General features: G+C 62.1%; 7 protein-coding genes. 5 read left to right on the top strand and 2 right to left on the bottom strand.

The genetic code is table 11. From position 1 onward, the window contains the following. Window positions 1-1,137: 1,137 nt before the first annotated feature. Window positions 1,138-12,966, top strand: a complete 11,829-nt coding sequence (locus V1289_RS40770) for an Ig-like domain-containing protein (protein ID WP_334404862.1) — start codon at window positions 1,138-1,140, stop codon at window positions 12,964-12,966. 128 nt (window positions 12,967-13,094) lie between these two features. Here the strand turns inward: V1289_RS40770 and V1289_RS40775 are convergent, their stop codons facing one another. Together V1289_RS40775 and V1289_RS40780 are read right to left on the bottom strand one after the other, a co-directional pair. Beyond that, window positions 13,095-14,411 (bottom strand): ERF family protein, encoded by a 1,317-nt coding sequence (locus V1289_RS40775; RefSeq protein ID WP_334404863.1) that lies wholly within the window; start codon window positions 14,409-14,411, stop codon window positions 13,095-13,097. Then, window positions 14,398-15,225 carry a YqaJ viral recombinase family protein gene (locus V1289_RS40780; RefSeq protein WP_334404865.1) on the bottom strand — a complete coding sequence of 276 codons (828 nt, stop codon included), beginning with the start codon at window positions 15,223-15,225 and terminating at the stop codon, window positions 14,398-14,400. The genes V1289_RS40775 and V1289_RS40780 overlap by 14 nt, the downstream gene beginning before the upstream one ends. A 493-nt stretch (window positions 15,226-15,718) precedes the next feature. Between V1289_RS40780 and V1289_RS40785 the strand changes: the two genes are divergently transcribed. The 4 genes from V1289_RS40785 (at window position 15,719) to V1289_RS40800 (ending at window position 17,655) form a co-directional block, all read left to right on the top strand. Next, on the top strand, window positions 15,719-15,979 hold the full coding sequence (locus V1289_RS40785) for a hypothetical protein (RefSeq protein ID WP_334404867.1): 261 nt from the start codon (window positions 15,719-15,721) through the stop codon (window positions 15,977-15,979). 61 nt (window positions 15,980-16,040) lie between these two features. Beyond that, a complete protein-coding gene (locus V1289_RS40790) occupies window positions 16,041-16,472 on the top strand; it encodes a hypothetical protein (RefSeq protein WP_334404868.1) in 432 nt (143 codons plus the stop codon). 328 nt (window positions 16,473-16,800) lie between these two features. After that, the gene (locus tag V1289_RS40795) at window positions 16,801-17,247 is read left to right on the top strand and encodes a hypothetical protein (RefSeq protein WP_334404869.1); all 447 of its coding nucleotides are present in this window, start codon (window positions 16,801-16,803) and stop codon (window positions 17,245-17,247) included. 57 nt (window positions 17,248-17,304) lie between these two features. Further along, window positions 17,305-17,655 (top strand): hypothetical protein, encoded by a 351-nt coding sequence (locus V1289_RS40800; protein ID WP_334404870.1) that lies wholly within the window; start codon window positions 17,305-17,307, stop codon window positions 17,653-17,655. Window positions 17,656-18,098: the final 443 nt, after the last annotated feature.

Here is an 18,098-nt window from a genome sequence, read left to right on the forward strand (position 1 = left end):
ACCATATCGATCAGGCATTTCGCACACCAAGTCATATTAAGGGAGTGCGTTTCACTTATCCCCTATCATCTGACGGGCATACGACGATATCGAGTCATCGAATCCGCGCCGGCTCTCGCTTACGAGAATCTTTCGGTTGCTGGCTCAATGTGAGATCGAGCGGAGCCGCGGCGAAGAGTTTACGAACTCGCTCGTTCGCGTGGATGATCCTCTTAAAGGCGGCCTTTCTCGAGCGACGAACGCGCGCAAACCCCGGCTGGCGGCGTTTAATCCCGAGCTTTGCGGCTGAAGTCGAAAAAACAATCTGCGGTCAATCGGCAACGAGTTCCGCGCCAGGAACCCCGTGAAACAACGGGGCTCAACGGCTCGCTTCTCCAAGAATCACGCGGAAACAACATCGATAATTGCGGGCGTTCATAATTAACTCAGAGTTATCGCGGGCCTATAGACGTTAACGCGAATTTACGGCAAGTTGAGCCAAATTAGGTTAAGGGAAAGTGTCTAACAGGACCTCGGTATTTCAGTGAGGGGACTGTCGGGCTCGATCTCTCAAGAACGTTGCGAAAAAATCGATAAACCGTGCGCGGTCCTCAGGAGGCCGAGCACGAAGCGGGCAGGGGTTATGGCGGTCGGAGACTTTTCACAATAGGCCAGAGATTTTTTCTAGCGGCAGCGCGCTTGCGCTGACTGCACGCCGATCGTCGGCGTTCTCTTTGTGAGTAGCTCTTCGAATGCGATCGCACCTGCTCTGCGTAGGCAGAGTTGAGGAGTGAGTAATGGGGCGCGTCATTTTTTCCCCGAAAGCCGAACCGACGGTCGACTGGTCCGAGATTGAATCCCGCCTCCAGGAAATTTCGACTGGCGCTCCGTCACCGGATCTTCCGATCGAGCCGTCGGCAACTCTTGCAAACGATCCGTCGGCATCCGTCGACCCACCCGAGATCGCTCCCGGCGATCCCCTCGACATGCTGTCCTTGCTGACAGCCATTCCATCCGACCGATCCTGAATTTTTCGCATCAATCCAATTGCAGGGAAGCGTTATGGCCGAGCGTCAAGATTTCGCATCAATCACCAAACGCATTTCCGACACCGACGCGCCTGCCGCCGCCCCCTCATTTCCAGTGGAGATTTCTTCCATGACCGCCACCCCCAAGCGCGAGATCGCCTTCATCGACCGCGGCGTCGATGACCTCGAAACCCTGCTCAAGGGCCTCCGCCCCGATGTGGAGCCGATCTTGCTCTCGATTGATGAACCAGCTCCGCGCCAGATGGCGCGAGCGGTTGACGGGCGAGAAGGACTGGAAGCGATCCACGTCATTGCCCATGGCCGGCCGGGGGAGGTGAGATTTACGGCAGGCTCGCTCACGCCCGAGACGCTTGACCTTTACGCTGCCGATCTAAAGCAGATCGGTGCCGCGATGAGCGTGGATGGCCGGCTGCTGCTGTGGTCCTGCCACGCGGCGGAAGGCCGGCGCGGGCAGGATTTTGTGAATGCATTGACAGAACTAAGCGGAGTGAGTGTTGCGAGCACCCGCAATAAGGTTGGATCGGCAGAGCAGGGTGGTTCCTGGTCGCTCGATGTGGTCGCGCGACCCCCGCTCTCGAAAATAGGCATTGTGGGCTATGCCGCCGTGCTCGATGGGACGACAGTAGACAACTTGAATGTGCTCGATACGTCAAAGACGAATGACACAGGCGGGACCGAATACGTTACTTTACAAGAAGTCGCGAACGCGCTGTTTCCGACTACCAACGCAACGCAGACTTTAACGATCGATGCCTCCTTTTGGACCGGCAATCTACGTCTGACTTTCTCTATCGGAGGCGCTACCTACACAATCTGGGGTGCTGGAACCGGCACTATCGATATCGCGCAAACCGATAGTCTCGGAAGCTACGCCAGTGCCTTGACCTCTACGAGCTCGCTCACTCTCAATTCAGCCGCGACGACATCAACCGACGTCAGTCAATTTTTGAGCTGGATGGGTCAACAAACGGGGGTAACGACTCAAGTCGTGTCCAGCTCCTTGCTGGTAACTGCGGATATCGACGGTGGTGCCGGCAAAGACAACATTCAAGGCATCGCAAGTAATGTTGCTATTCACAACATCATCCAGGGCGGAGCGGGCGCAGACGTCCTGACGGGCGGGGTGGGTTCCGATTACTTCGTTTACACGTCTGCCACTGACTCGCCCGCTGCAGGACAGCTTAATTCCGGCGGTCAGCCGGCGCAGACCTGGGACCAGATCACAAACTTCACAGGAGTAAACACGGCCGGTTCGACGGTAGCTAATCAGGATAAAATCGACTTCGGTAAGCTTGTTGCGGACCCAACTGCATTAACAAGTGCACAATCGTTGGGCTTAACGAAACTCTTTTGGCTCCAAGACGCAGCCAAAAGCGGCAACCCCATGCAGGGTGCTGCTTATTCCGTTTGGTGGACGAGCGATGGATCCGGTGGTTCGTACATTTTTGCGGATACGAATGGAGACGGAAATGCCGATCTGAAGATCGATCTTGCTGGATACTCAAAGCCGAGTCTCGCCGACTTTATCGGTGTGGCAAATACGACTGGCACGATTTCGATCAATGCTCCAATTGCCGGGGATGACACTGTGAATGCCAGTGAGGCCGCTAACGGCTTCACGATTGCTGGCACCACGGTCGGGGTTGCGGCAGGGCAGACGGTTACCGTTCAGGTGGTGGATGGCTCTAATCACGTCATAGATACATACACGGCCACGGTTGCGGCAAATAGCTGGTCGGTGACGGTTCCCGCTGGCGGCACGGGGACCTTCGCAGGGCTTGCCAATGGCACCTACACGGTTCAGGCGAGTGTATTGGACGTCGATAATCACCTCGTCCAAGGAAGCCACGCGATCACGGTCGACGAAGTCGCGCCGACAGGCGGCACGCCGGATCTTATCGACGCCTCGGATTCCGGATCGTTGCACACCGACAACATCACCAATGTGACGGCTCCGACCTTCACGGTTGCACTCAATCCCACGGTTGCGGCCGGCGATACTGTTGAGCTGCTGCTCGGCGGTTCTTCGCTGTCTCGTCCGGTTGTGCACACGATCACAGCGGCGGAAGTGGCGGCTCACAGCGTCAGCCTGACAGTGATGGCCGGTGATCTTGGGATCGACGGCGCCAAGTCGATCTCGGCCAAGTTTACCGACACGGCCAGCAACACGTCAACCACGGGGGTCCTGAGCTTCACGCTCGACACCAGCGAGGCCAAGCCGACCGTTGTGCTGGCCAGCGACACCGGCAGCTCGAACAGCGACGGCATCACCTCCAACGCGAGCGTGACGGTTTCCGGCCAGGATTCCGCCGCCACCATCGCCTACAAGGTCGACGGCGCCGCCACCTTTAGCGCCACCTACGATCCGGCCGCGCTCGGCGATGGCGCCCACACCATTCAGGTGCAGGCGACCGACACCGCCGGCAACGTCAGCGTCAGCGATGTCCTGAGCTTCACGCTCGACACCAGCGAGGCCAAGCCGACCGTTGTGCTGGCCAGCGACACCGGCAGCTCGAACAGCGACGGCATCACCTCCAACGCGAGCGTGACGGTTTCCGGCCAGGATTCCGCCGCCACCATCGCCTACAAGGTCGACGGCGCCGCCACCTTTAGCGCCACCTACGATCCGGCCGCGCTCGGCGATGGCGCCCACACCATTCAGGTGCAGGCGACCGACACCGCCGGCAACGTCAGCGTCAGCGATGTCCTGAGCTTCACGCTCGACACCAGCGAGGCCAAGCCGACCGTTGTGCTGGCCAGCGACACCGGCAGCTCGAACAGCGACGGCATCACCTCCAACGCGAGCGTGACGGTTTCCGGCCAGGATTCCGCCGCCACCATCGCCTACAAGGTCGACGGCGCCGCCACCTTTAGCGCCACCTACGATCCGGCCGCGCTCGGCGATGGCGCCCACACCATTCAGGTGCAGGCGACCGACACCGCCGGCAACGTCAGCGTCAGCGATGTCCTGAGCTTCACGCTCGACACCAGCGAGGCCAAGCCGACCGTTGTGCTGGCCAGCGACACCGGCAGCTCGAACAGCGACGGCATCACCTCCAACGCGAGCGTGACGGTTTCCGGCCAGGATTCCGCCGCCACCATCGCCTACAAGGTCGACGGCGCCGCCACCTTTAGCGCCACCTACGATCCGGCCGCGCTCGGCGATGGCGCCCACACCATTCAGGTGCAGGCGACCGACACCGCCGGCAACGTCAGCGTCAGCGATGTCCTGAGCTTCACGCTCGACACCAGCGAGGCCAAGCCGACCGTTGTGCTGGCCAGCGACACCGGCAGCTCGAACAGCGACGGCATCACCTCCAACGCGAGCGTGACGGTTTCCGGCCAGGATTCCGCCGCCACCATCGCCTACAAGGTCGACGGCGCCGCCACCTTTAGCGCCACCTACGATCCGGCCGCGCTCGGCGATGGCGCCCACACCATTCAGGTGCAGGCGACCGACACCGCCGGCAACGTCAGCGTCAGCGATGTCCTGAGCTTCACGCTCGACACCAGCGAGGCCAAGCCGACCGTTGTGCTGGCCAGCGACACCGGCAGCTCGAACAGCGACGGCATCACCTCCAACGCGAGCGTGACGGTTTCCGGCCAGGATTCCGCCGCCACCATCGCCTACAAGGTCGACGGCGCCGCCACCTTTAGCGCCACCTACGATCCGGCCGCGCTCGGCGATGGCGCCCACACCATTCAGGTGCAGGCGACCGACACCGCCGGCAACGTCAGCGTCAGCGATGTCCTGAGCTTCACGCTCGACACCAGCGAGGCCAAGCCGACCGTTGTGCTGGCCAGCGACACCGGCAGCTCGAACAGCGACGGCATCACCTCCAACGCGAGCGTGACGGTTTCCGGCCAGGATTCCGCCGCCACCATCGCCTACAAGGTCGACGGCGCCGCCACCTTTAGCGCCACATACGATCCGGCCGCGCTCGGCGATGGCGCCCACACCATTCAGGTGCAGGCGACCGACACCGCCGGCAACGTCAGCGTCAGCGATGTCCTGAGCTTCACGCTCGACACCAGCGAGGCCAAGCCGACCGTTGTGCTGGCCAGCGACACCGGCAGCTCGAACAGCGACGGCATCACCTCCAACGCGAGCGTGACGGTTTCCGGCCAGGATTCCGCCGCCACCATCGCCTACAAGGTCGACGGCGCCGCCACCTTTAGCGCCACCTACGATCCGGCCGCGCTCGGCGATGGCGCCCACACCATTCAGGTGCAGGCGACCGACACCGCCGGCAACGTCAGCGTCAGCGATGTCCTGAGCTTCACGCTCGACACCAGCGAGGCCAAGCCGACCGTTGTGCTGGCCAGCGACACCGGCAGCTCGAACAGCGACGGCATCACCTCCAACGCGAGCGTGACGGTTTCCGGCCAGGATTCCGCCGCCACCATCGCCTACAAGGTCGACGGCGCCGCCACCTTTAGCGCCACCTACGATCCGGCCGCGCTCGGCGATGGCGCCCACACCATTCAGGTGCAGGCGACCGACACCGCCGGCAACGTCAGCGTCAGCGATGTCCTGAGCTTCACGCTCGACACCAGCGAGGCCAAGCCGACCGTTGTGCTGGCCAGCGACACCGGCAGCTCGAACAGCGACGGCATCACCTCCAACGCGAGCGTGACGGTTTCCGGCCAGGATTCCGCCGCCACCATCGCCTACAAGGTCGACGGCGCCGCCACCTTTAGCGCCACCTACGATCCGGCCGCGCTCGGCGATGGCGCCCACACCATTCAGGTGCAGGCGACCGACACCGCCGGCAACGTCAGCGTCAGCGATGTCCTGAGCTTCACGCTCGACACCAGCGAGGCCAAGCCGACCGTTGTGCTGGCCAGCGACACCGGCAGCTCGAACAGCGACGGCATCACCTCCAACGCGAGCGTGACGGTTTCCGGCCAGGATTCCGCCGCCACCATCGCCTACAAGGTCGACGGCGCCGCCACCTTTAGCGCCACCTACGATCCGGCCGCGCTCGGCGATGGCGCCCACACCATTCAGGTGCAGGCGACCGACACCGCCGGCAACGTCAGCGTCAGCGATGTCCTGAGCTTCACGCTCGACACCAGCGAGGCCAAGCCGACCGTTGTGCTGGCCAGCGACACCGGCAGCTCGAACAGCGACGGCATCACCTCCAACGCGAGCGTGACGGTTTCCGGCCAGGATTCCGCCGCCACCATCGCCTACAAGGTCGACGGCGCCGCCACCTTTAGCGCCACCTACGATCCGGCCGCGCTCGGCGATGGCGCCCACACCATTCAGGTGCAGGCGACCGACACCGCCGGCAACGTCAGCGTCAGCGATGTCCTGAGCTTCACGCTCGACACCAGCGAGGCCAAGCCGACCGTTGTGCTGGCCAGCGACACCGGCAGCTCGAACAGCGACGGCATCACCTCCAACGCGAGCGTGACGGTTTCCGGCCAGGATTCCGCCGCCACCATCGCCTACAAGGTCGACGGCGCCGCCACCTTTAGCGCCACCTACGATCCGGCCGCGCTCGGCGATGGCGCCCACACCATTCAGGTGCAGGCGACCGACACCGCCGGCAACGTCAGCGTCAGCGATGTCCTGAGCTTCACGCTCGACACCAGCGAGGCCAAGCCGACCGTTGTGCTGGCCAGCGACACCGGCAGCTCGAACAGCGACGGCATCACCTCCAACGCGAGCGTGACGGTTTCCGGCCAGGATTCCGCCGCCACCATCGCCTACAAGGTCGACGGCGCCGCCACCTTTAGCGCCACCTACGATCCGGCCGCGCTCGGCGATGGCGCCCACACCATTCAGGTGCAGGCGACCGACACCGCCGGCAACGTCAGCGTCAGCGATGTCCTGAGCTTCACGCTCGACACCAGCGAGGCCAAGCCGACCGTTGTGCTGGCCAGCGACACCGGCAGCTCGAACAGCGACGGCATCACCTCCAACGCGAGCGTGACGGTTTCCGGCCAGGATTCCGCCGCCACCATCGCCTACAAGGTCGACGGCGCCGCCACCTTTAGCGCCACCTACGATCCGGCCGCGCTCGGCGATGGCGCCCACACCATTCAGGTGCAGGCGACCGACACCGCCGGCAACGTCAGCGTCAGCGATGTCCTGAGCTTCACGCTCGACACCAGCGAGGCCAAGCCGACCGTTGTGCTGGCCAGCGACACCGGCAGCTCGAACAGCGACGGCATCACCTCCAACGCGAGCGTGACGGTTTCCGGCCAGGATTCCGCCGCCACCATCGCCTACAAGGTCGACGGCGCCGCCACCTTTAGCGCCACATACGATCCGGCCGCGCTCGGCGATGGCGCCCACACCATTCAGGTGCAGGCGACCGACACCGCCGGCAACGTCAGCGTCAGCGATGTCCTGAGCTTCACGCTCGACACCAGCGAGGCCAAGCCGACCGTTGTGCTGGCCAGCGACACCGGCAGCTCGAACAGCGACGGCATCACCTCCAACGCGAGCGTGACGGTTTCCGGCCAGGATTCCGCCGCCACCATCGCCTACAAGGTCGACGGCGCCGCCACCTTTAGCGCCACCTACGATCCGGCCGCGCTCGGCGATGGCGCCCACACCATTCAGGTGCAGGCGACCGACACCGCCGGCAACGTCAGCGTCAGCGATGTCCTGAGCTTCACGCTCGACACCAGCGAGGCCAAGCCGACCGTTGTGCTGGCCAGCGACACCGGCAGCTCGAACAGCGACGGCATCACCTCCAACGCGAGCGTGACGGTTTCCGGCCAGGATTCCGCCGCCACCATCGCCTACAAGGTCGACGGCGCCGCCACCTTTAGCGCCACCTACGATCCGGCCGCGCTCGGCGATGGCGCCCACACCATTCAGGTGCAGGCGACCGACACCGCCGGCAACGTCAGCGTCAGCGATGTCCTGAGCTTCACGCTCGACACCAGCGAGGCCAAGCCGACCGTTGTGCTGGCCAGCGACACCGGCAGCTCGAACAGCGACGGCATCACCTCCAACGCGAGCGTGACGGTTTCCGGCCAGGATTCCGCCGCCACCATCGCCTACAAGGTCGACGGCGCCGCCACCTTTAGCGCCACCTACGATCCGGCCGCGCTCGGCGATGGCGCCCACACCATTCAGGTGCAGGCGACCGACACCGCCGGCAACGTCAGCGTCAGCGATGTCCTGAGCTTCACGCTCGACACCAGCGAGGCCAAGCCGACCGTTGTGCTGGCCAGCGACACCGGCAGCTCGAACAGCGACGGCATCACCTCCAACGCGAGCGTGACGGTTTCCGGCCAGGATTCCGCCGCCACCATCGCCTACAAGGTCGACGGCGCCGCCACCTTTAGCGCCACATACGATCCGGCCGCGCTCGGCGATGGCGCCCACACCATTCAGGTGCAGGCGACCGACACCGCCGGCAACGTCAGCGTCAGCGATGTCCTGAGCTTCACGCTCGACACCAGCGAGGCCAAGCCGACCGTTGTGCTGGCCAGCGACACCGGCAGCTCGAACAGCGACGGCATCACCTCCAACGCGAGCGTGACGGTTTCCGGCCAGGATTCCGCCGCCACCATCGCCTACAAGGTCGACGGCGCCGCCACCTTTAGCGCCACCTACGATCCGGCCGCGCTCGGCGATGGCGCCCACACCATTCAGGTGCAGGCGACCGACACCGCCGGCAACGTCAGCGTCAGCGATGTCCTGAGCTTCACGCTCGACACCAGCGAGGCCAAGCCGACCGTTGTGCTGGCCAGCGACACCGGCAGCTCGAACAGCGACGGCATCACCTCCAACGCGAGCGTGACGGTTTCCGGCCAGGATTCCGCCGCCACCATCGCCTACAAGGTCGACGGCGCCGCCACCTTTAGCGCCACCTACGATCCGGCCGCGCTCGGCGATGGCGCCCACACCATTCAGGTGCAGGCGACCGACACCGCCGGCAACGTCAGCGTCAGCGATGTCCTGAGCTTCACGCTCGACACCAGCGAGGCCAAGCCGACCGTTGTGCTGGCCAGCGACACCGGCAGCTCGAACAGCGACGGCATCACCTCCAACGCGAGCGTGACGGTTTCCGGCCAGGATTCCGCCGCCACCATCGCCTACAAGGTCGACGGCGCCGCCACCTTTAGCGCCACCTACGATCCGGCCGCGCTCGGCGATGGCGCCCACACCATTCAGGTGCAGGCGACCGACACCGCCGGCAACGTCAGCGTCAGCGATGTCCTGAGCTTCACGCTCGACACCAGCGAGGCCAAGCCGACCGTTGTGCTGGCCAGCGACACCGGCAGCTCGAACAGCGACGGCATCACCTCCAACGCGAGCGTGACGGTTTCCGGCCAGGATTCCGCCGCCACCATCGCCTACAAGGTCGACGGCGCCGCCACCTTTAGCGCCACCTACGATCCGGCCGCGCTCGGCGATGGCGCCCACACCATTCAGGTGCAGGCGACCGACACCGCCGGCAACGTCAGCGTCAGCGATGTCCTGAGCTTCACGCTCGACACCAGCGAGGCCAAGCCGACCGTTGTGCTGGCCAGCGACACCGGCAGCTCGAACAGCGACGGCATCACCTCCAACGCGAGCGTGACGGTTTCCGGCCAGGATTCCGCCGCCACCATCGCCTACAAGGTCGACGGCGCCGCCACCTTTAGCGCCACCTACGATCCGGCCGCGCTCGGCGATGGCGCCCACACCATTCAGGTGCAGGCGACCGACACCGCCGGCAACGTCAGCGTCAGCGATGTCCTGAGCTTCACGCTCGACACCAGCGAGGCCAAGCCGACCGTTGTGCTGGCCAGCGACACCGGCAGCTCGAACAGCGACGGCATCACCTCCAACGCGAGCGTGACGGTTTCCGGCCAGGATTCCGCCGCCACCATCGCCTACAAGGTCGACGGCGCCGCCACCTTTAGCGCCACCTACGATCCGGCCGCGCTCGGCGATGGCGCCCACACCATTCAGGTGCAGGCGACCGACACCGCCGGCAACGTCAGCGTCAGCGATGTCCTGAGCTTCACGCTCGACACGCACCTCCCGGTGGCTCCGACGCTGGCGCTGGGCACGGGCGTGGCCAACGGCGCGACGGCTGCGGAAGCGACGCAGGCGAGCGGTGTAGTGACGGTGAGCGACGAGTCCGGCGCCAGCATTGCGGTGACGTTCACCAACGGCATCCATACGGTGACCAAGACGGTGACCGGCACCGGCAGCGCGCAGGCGGTGACGCTGACATCTGGGGACCTGACGACGCTGACCGACGGCACGATCAGCGTGAGTGCGATCGCGACCGATGCGGCCGGCAACACCAGTTCGGCCGGCACCACCAGCTTTGTGCTGGACACGCATCCCCCGGCGGCGCCGACGCTGGCGTTGGGGACGGGCGTGGCCAACGGCGCGACCGCGGCGGAAGCGACGCAGGCGGGCGGTGTAGTGACGGTGAGCGACGAATCTGGCGCCAGCATTGCGGTGACGTTCACCAACGGCATCCATACGGTGACCAAGACGGTGACCGGCACCGGCAGCGCGCAGGTGGTGACGCTGACATCTGGGGACCTGACGACGCTGACCGACGGCACGATCAGCGTGAGTGCGATCGCGACCGATGCGGCCGGCAACACCAGTTCGGCCGGCACCACCAGCTTTGTGCTGGACACGCATCCCCCGGCGGCGCCGACGCTGGCGCTGGGGACGGGCGTGGCCAACGGCGCGACCGCGGCGGAAGCGACGCAGGCGGGCGGTGTAGTGACGGTGAGCGACGAATCTGGCGCCAGCATTGCGGTGACGTTCACCAACGGCATCCATACGGTGACCAAGACGGTGACCGGCACCGGCAGCGCGCAGGCGGTGACGCTGACATCTGGGGACCTGACGACGCTGACCGACGGCACGATCAGCGTGAGTGCGATCGCGACCGATGCGGCCGGCAACACCAGTTCGGCCGGCACCACCAGCTTTGTGCTGGACACGCATCCCCCGGCGGCGCCGACGCTGGCGTTGGGGACGGGCGTGGCCAACGGCGCGACCGCGGCGGAAGCGACGCAGGCGGGCGGTGTAGTGACGGTGAGCGACGAATCTGGCGCCAGCATTGCGGTGACGTTCACCAACGGCATCCATACGGTGACCAAGACGGTGACCGGCACCGGCAGCGCGCAGGTGGTGACGCTGACATCTGGGGACCTGACGACGCTGACCGACGGCACGATCAGCGTGAGTGCGATCGCGACCGATGCGGCCGGCAACACCAGTTCGGCCGGCACCACCAGCTTTGTGCTGGATGCAAATCCGACACTTCAGATCAACACGGTCCAAAAAAATGCTACAACAATATCCGGGACCTTTACGGATGTAACAAATGTCAGCTCGATTACGGTCAAGGATGGCACGACCACCCTTACCGGTACATTGACTATCGACAATACCAACCATACATGGACGCTCGCCGGCATACCCTCCAACCAAAAGCCAAACACAGGAGATAGCATTAGTGCGACGGCCACGGATGCTGCCGGTAACACACTTCAAGCAACCACGACCACGGTGGCGCCTGCCGGCGTCAGCGGCGAGCCAATCAATTTGGGACTCACCGACTCATCGGTCAATCATGTCGGCTCTTTCTCCCTCACCATTGCTGGAGTTCTTTCCGGCTGGAGCGTGAGCGAAGGTACAAACAACGGCGACGGCACTTGGACGGTAGTGACCAACGACGTTGCATCACTGTCAATCACGTCACCCGCCGCTTACACCGGTGCGCTGGTACTCAACATCACGGAAACCTGGACCAATGCGGACGGTAGCACCGGACACGCAACCGTCGTCGACAACGTCGAAGCCTATGCGGCAGGCTCGCCGATCTTCGCGCTGTCCGGTGACGACTTCCTGACCGCGTCGAGTGGCCACGACCTGTTGGTGTTCTCGCAGCCGATCGGGCATGACACCGTCTATAGCTTCGACGTTGCCGCAGACCAGATCGATCTCATCGGCTATGCCGGATTCGCGAGCTTTAGCGATATCCAGGCCCACACGGCCGACGACGGTGCCGGCGATGCCGTGATCACTCTGGGAGATGGCCAAACGATCACGCTGCACGGCGTCGATGCCGCATCGCTTAACTCGAGCGACTTCGTGTTCGATCAAACGCCGGAGACCGACATTTCGGTCACGATGACGATTGACGATGGTGCCGTCCTGCCGCTCAGCGGTATCATCCACAACACCGGCACGATCTCGCTGAACTCGACCGGCGACGAGACCGATCTCCAGCTTATCGAGCATGGCATTACGCTCGACGGCCACGGGCAGGTCGTCCTTTCCGACAGCAGCGAAAATTTCATTGTCGGTACGGTTTCCGACGTCACGCTCACCAACGTGGACAACACCATTACCGGCGCCGGCCACCTCGGTGATGGGTTCATGGCGCTTGTCAACGAAGGCACCATCATTGCAAACGGAACCAATGCGCTCGATATCGATACCGGGACGAATACCATCGTCAATTCGGGAACGCTGGAAGCAACCGGCAGTGGCGGACTTGTGATCGATAGCGATGTCGCGAATTCCGGAGTCCTCTGGGCGAACAACGGAAATATTGTAGCCAACGGCAATGTCAGTGGCGGCTCGGCATTGATCAGCGGCTCGGCGACGCTCGAATTCGCCGGCGCGTCGTCGGCAGATGCAAAGTTCGACTTCAGCGCCCTCGGAACCCTGAAGCTTGATCATTCCGTTGACTTCACGGGCACCGTTTCAGGTCTGGCGTCGGGCAATCAGTTGGATCTGCACGACATCCTGTTTGGCGCATCCACGACAGAGAGCTACACGGCCAACCAAGCAGGAACCGGTGGCACCCTGACCGTGAGCGACGGCGTGCACACCGCTAACATTGTCATCCTGGGGCAATATTCGGGGAACGGCTTCACTACGTCGGTAGACAATGGCGGCGGAACATTGGTGACTTACCACGATCCGCATTCTGTCGTTTGAGGAGCCGATCCGGGCAATTGGGGCAGCGCGAGCTGCCCTTTTTGATTCTCAGGATTGCCGCCGTGGTTACGTTTCGCGGCGGAAGTAGGGTTGATCGATTAGGCTACTTGAGCCGCTCCTAATTTCCGCTACGTGCTCCTCGAGGCCGTACCGTCCGACCGTGTACACAACCATAGCCGCTGCGCCATCGGCATTGGATCGAGACTCAGCTGCTGCCACCATATGCGTTCGTCGCCATATCGATGGAGCTCGTGATGGTGAAGCCTGCAAAGCGGCACAGTGAACTCGTCGCTTACTTTACGTCCCATGGCGCGCTGCTGAGCGAACTTAAGATGGTGTGCATCCGAGGGGCTGCGACCGCAGGCGAGGCAGGGCTGGGTGCTCACGAACTTCAGATGATTGCGGTCGCGCAACCGAAGAGGTTTGCTAATCGGGGTGACAAGCTGCGTAGGAGCCTGCGAAGTTGCGCCGACGACGGATGCATTTTTCTGCGTTGCGCCGCGCTTAGGCACGCGATTTCCGTTGAGCTTGCGTCCAGGCTTGGGTTTCTCGCCTGTCGAAATTGGTTCGCGGTCGAAACTGGTGTTGCCGTTTGCAATCGCCGCCTTGCTGTTGCCGTTGGTCTCGGCTCTCGTGCTCGCCCCGGCCGTATCGAGAGTTGCAGCACCGTCGTCGCAGAGCTCGTTGAGCTTCGCGGCAAAAGCGGTCTCGAGCTCCTGGGAATCCGATGTGGTGAGCTGATTTTTGAGGATCAGAACCCGTTGTGCCCAGATTGTCAAAGCGTCGGATTCTTTAAAGGCCTTAAGCTCGGAGATCAGCTTCTCGCGCAGAGCCAGCGAATGATCAGCAGGCAGGACTACGCGCGGCGGTCTGACCGGTTTGCGTCGGCCGTAATCGGACGTCGCCGCTGTGGGGGAGGGCGCGGGGATTGCAGCATCGGGAGGTGAGGCAGGCCCGATCTTTTCGGCGACTTGGTGGCTGGGTTGATCCGATCCAATCGGATGGGGCGGGGCGCCAACAAGATCCGGCGCATCGAGGTCATCTTCGCCGGCAATCCCGACCAGCGTGAACAGCGCGTAGCGCCGGGCATAGGTGAGGGCGGCTCCCATCCGATGCGGCGTGGCTGTCTCGCTGACGGGACAGACCGGCCAATCCGAGGAGACCCATTCGCCGGATGAATGCGCGAGCGTTGTGGTTAGCCGGATCAGCCCGGCCGCTTCATCGATCGAGGTGGTTTGCACTGTGGCAATCTCGTGCCGGCCGAGGCTCTTGCGTACCAGATCTAATCCACTGGATAGGGACGCGTAGCGGAAGCTGCGGTCGCCTTCGCGCGGGAAGGGGGACCGGATGGTCGCGGTCAGCGACTTCTCGGGATTGGCAAGTTCGATCTGAGCTTTTGCCAGCGCGCCTGCAATTGCTCCAATCGACTGGCTAGAGCGCTGCATGACCGACCTCCGCCACCTGAAGATCAAAGCTGATGGCGCCTGATTTGGAGCGCTTGGCCCGGATGCCATGCCCGATCGCCTCCTTGGCATCCTCTGGCATCAGCTTCTTCAGCTCGACCTTCGCGGCTTCATGATTGAGGAACGCTCCGCGAGTCTGGCAAAACACTCCAGCGAATTCCGCCCAGGAATTCGATGAAGTCATGTCCACGATCCGGACCGCCTCGATCCGCGGCCTTGGCGTCTCGACACCGAACAGATGAGGGATCTCGCCAGTCTCGACGCAGCGCCAGAACTTCTTTTCCGCGGTGAGCAGGAGATGTTGATAGAGCGGATCGGACGGAATGGTCATCTCAACCCATTTGCCGCCTCCGGTGATGATCGAAAGCACCGCGGAGCGGGACTGGATCACCCACATGTTGTGCTGAAGCTGGGCCATGTGTTTCTCGGCGGCTGCTTCCTCCGAGAACGACCACGGCAGCATGAATTTGGCTTCGAAGACTGCTCCCGTGCTCTCGACAATCCCGTCGAGGGTTGCCGCCATCCACGGGATTACCTGGTGCCGGGCGCGTCGCTGGACATCCTTGATGACATGCCCGCTGTTAAGTTCGTACCATCGCCGGTTGAGGTCTTCGGTAACCGTCCCAAGCTGGACGATGAGGTTGCCCGACAGGTCCTCTGGATCGGCCTCGCCACGCTTCTCCCGCCACACCCGCATTAGCGCGCCTTCATCGCTTCCCATGATGACGCGGGCATCTGAGCCACCGATGAAAGAGCGGCGCCCTCCATGAGAATTTGTAAACTTTTGCGAATTCATGACTTTCTCCAAAGACTGAAATAGCGTTTGCTACGCGGACAATTTCGGATGTATTTCGTCCGAATGGAATGAAAAGTATCATATGGAATGAATAAGTCAACCCCCCTTCGCAATCCGCTAACTAGCGCGCAGCTTCGTGCAGGCCGCGCTCTCATCCGTTGGAGTGCGGAAGATCTCGCGCGCGCATCCGCTGTCGGGCTCACGACCATTCGCCGCGCCGAGCTAACCGACAGCGAGACGTCCATGACTGCAGCGAACGACCTCGCAGTTCGCCGCGCATTGGAAGCCGCCGGAGTAGACTTCATCGATGAGAATGGGGGCGGTCCGGGCGTCCGCCTTCGAAAGCCCGCGAAAGAAAAGCCTCGGAAATGAATCGATCCGATCCCTGGCCGGCTTCCAAATTCGAATCGCGCAAGACGTTCGCTCGCGCTCAATCTGGCGACTACATAAGGGACTGGCATGCCCACGGAGTCGCTTATCAAAATAGGTCAAGATGAGCGACGATTCGATTGAAGCCAAATTATCGATTGGCTCTCGCTGCCAGATGAAGGTGGGCGGGAGACGGAGCCAACGCTTGCAAGGCCGGAAGGGGACGGTTGTCGGTTTCGCCCAGACGAGGAATGCCGTCCGGGTCGTATTCGACGGATATAAATCACCGCAAACGCTTCATCTCAGTTATCTGCTTGCTGTGCCGCCAACGGTGATGCCCATTGGAGACCCACCAGAAATCAGCGGCGAGCAAACTGAAGTCTGATTGCCGCTGCCGGTCAGTTGGATTCAATGGGTGCAATGAGGTCTGCAATCCTCAGTAACCCTTGGCACACCCGCCAGATGCAGCTCGTTCCGAGAAACAGGTCGATCGCGCTGTTCATGTCGCCGAACTGAATGTGATAGCCATTCGCATTGACGTTGATGGAGATGCGAACGCCGCTCGTTGCGACAAGCTGGGCCCGGGCGCAGTGAACGGCTTCGATCAATCGCCGGCTGAACTCCTTCGTGTCTTCCAGATCAAGAGAGATCAGGCGCGGCGGAGTGTGGGATTGATTGAAGGGATAGGTCGCATCGAGAAAGACCGTTCTGCCATCAGACGTCAGGAGCAATTGGCTAACGGATTTGCCTGCCGGAAAAACGAAGCACCGGTCATCAAGATCAATCTTGATTTCGAATTTTGGCTTGAATTCCGTAACGATCCGCGGGGTCGGGGTTATCGACATGGCTGTTGCGCCGCCTGGGGCAAGTCTCATTAAATCGAAATACTAGCGCTTATTGGCAAATTGTAGGATCTAGAATTAACGAGGGCAATACCGATCCTCGCATTCTGGCTAACTCCGAGGCCGGGCCATTGTTGTCCCGGCCGCGGCTGAATGAGGTCTGGCGCGAGCCGCGCCAAACCCCGGTTTGCAAAATTGGCGTTTTATCTTTAACGCTGAATTCGAGGCGACGATGTCAGAAGATGACCATTTCGGCAGAACGATACGGCAAGCCGCAAACGACTGAGCGAGCCCGCAATCGAATTTTTGCCCGAAGGCGCCGGTTAGACCGCACGGTCCAAATTTTTTGAAGGAAGAGCAGCGAATGGCCATCAGGATTGCCGCAGTAAAGGCCGCAAGTCTTTCGGACGACAAGAAAGAGGTGATTGTCGCTACCAGTGGCAAGTACACCGGGGACTTGGAGCTCAGGTTTGCGTGTGAATGTCTGGACGATCTCGTTGACGCTCTGACCCGAGCCAGGAGCGTGCAGCAGCCGGCGCCTTCTGCGGACACCGCACCAGGGAGATCTTCAACTCTGGCCACTGATGGGGGAGGCAGCCGCAATCCCGATGAGGTCCGCTTCGAACTGCCAAAGAACTTTACCATTACGGCAGACACGAGCGGCCGTGGTTTGGTCCTGTTCATCCTTAATCATCGGCTGGAAGGTCAGGCTGGCTATGCGCTCTCACCTGATGCTGCAAAACAGGTGGCCGGCGGATTGACGAAAAGCGCCGACGCGTTGCTTTCGTCGAAAAAGGTCGCTAAATCCTGAAATTCGCGTCCTGCTTTTTTGATCATTCCGCGCGCTTTCCAGGTTTGAAGTATTGCGATGGCGAAGAAATCGATCACGCTTAATGCCCGTCGTAAATGGGCCGATGTGCATGACGACTATGTGGTCTGGCATGAAGACTATGCCATAGGCAGGATCCGCCTGGTGGCCGATCCGAAATCGCCCGCTGCTCCATGGGAATGGTTCGTCACCGTGCCCTTGGCAATGCCGGAATGGGCGAACGGGACAGCCGAAAGTCGCGACGCCTGCATGAACGGTTTTAGCGCGGCCTGGGCCAGGTTTTTGAAGGAAACCCCTCCCGAGCGCCTTGCGCGTGCGTGGGAGTTCGAGCGCGCGGCTCAATCCCGTCGGCCGCAGTCGGATACACCCAGCGCGTTCTCGCCGGCATGATGGATTGGCCTCTGCCGCCTGCGGCTCAATCTCACACTTCGCCCGCAAAGGCTGCCTAAAACCTTCTCGACACGAGGTCTGATCTCGCCGAGCAACCGTTCGGGAAGCTGGTGTCAGCTTTTTGACAAGAGGTCAGGCAATTCCGCCCGAGAGTTCGTCGGGTACTCCCTGACATGGCTGTCCAGATCTGCCGTTGGCAGCCCTGACGTTGTGCGTTTGAGGTATTACAACTAAATTGGGGGACTAATTTAATGCCCCCTAACTTTCTGATTTTTCTATTTTTCGTGATGAATTCGGCGCGCTTCGGCACTTGGGTTGCGTATTCGCCAAATGAGCATCGGACTGCCTGGTTCGTTTCAAATGGACTTTGGATCAAACGGTATACTCGGCAGCCTCGCTAAAAGTTACTATTGCGTTCGCAAAGCCAGCGCACGAGCAGTGCG

It is taken from the genome of Bradyrhizobium sp. AZCC 2289 (assembly GCF_036924615.1).
In the GTDB taxonomy this organism is placed as follows: Bacteria; Pseudomonadota; Alphaproteobacteria; order Rhizobiales; family Xanthobacteraceae; genus Bradyrhizobium.

Bases quoted from the DNA above. Each gene is read 5' to 3' on its own strand.
- V1289_RS40770 (WP_334404862.1), top strand. From the start codon at position 1,138: ATGACCGCCACCCCCAAGCGCGAGATCGCCTTCATCGACCGCGGCGTC.
- V1289_RS40775 (WP_334404863.1), bottom strand. From the start codon at position 14,411: ATGCAGCGCTCTAGCCAGTCGATTGGAGCAATTGCAGGCGCGCTGGCA.
- V1289_RS40780 (WP_334404865.1), bottom strand. From the start codon at position 15,225: ATGAATTCGCAAAAGTTTACAAATTCTCATGGAGGGCGCCGCTCTTTC.
- V1289_RS40785 (WP_334404867.1), top strand. From the start codon at position 15,719: ATGAGCGACGATTCGATTGAAGCCAAATTATCGATTGGCTCTCGCTGC.
- V1289_RS40795 (WP_334404869.1), top strand. From the start codon at position 16,801: ATGGCCATCAGGATTGCCGCAGTAAAGGCCGCAAGTCTTTCGGACGAC.
- V1289_RS40800 (WP_334404870.1), top strand. From the start codon at position 17,305: ATGGCGAAGAAATCGATCACGCTTAATGCCCGTCGTAAATGGGCCGAT.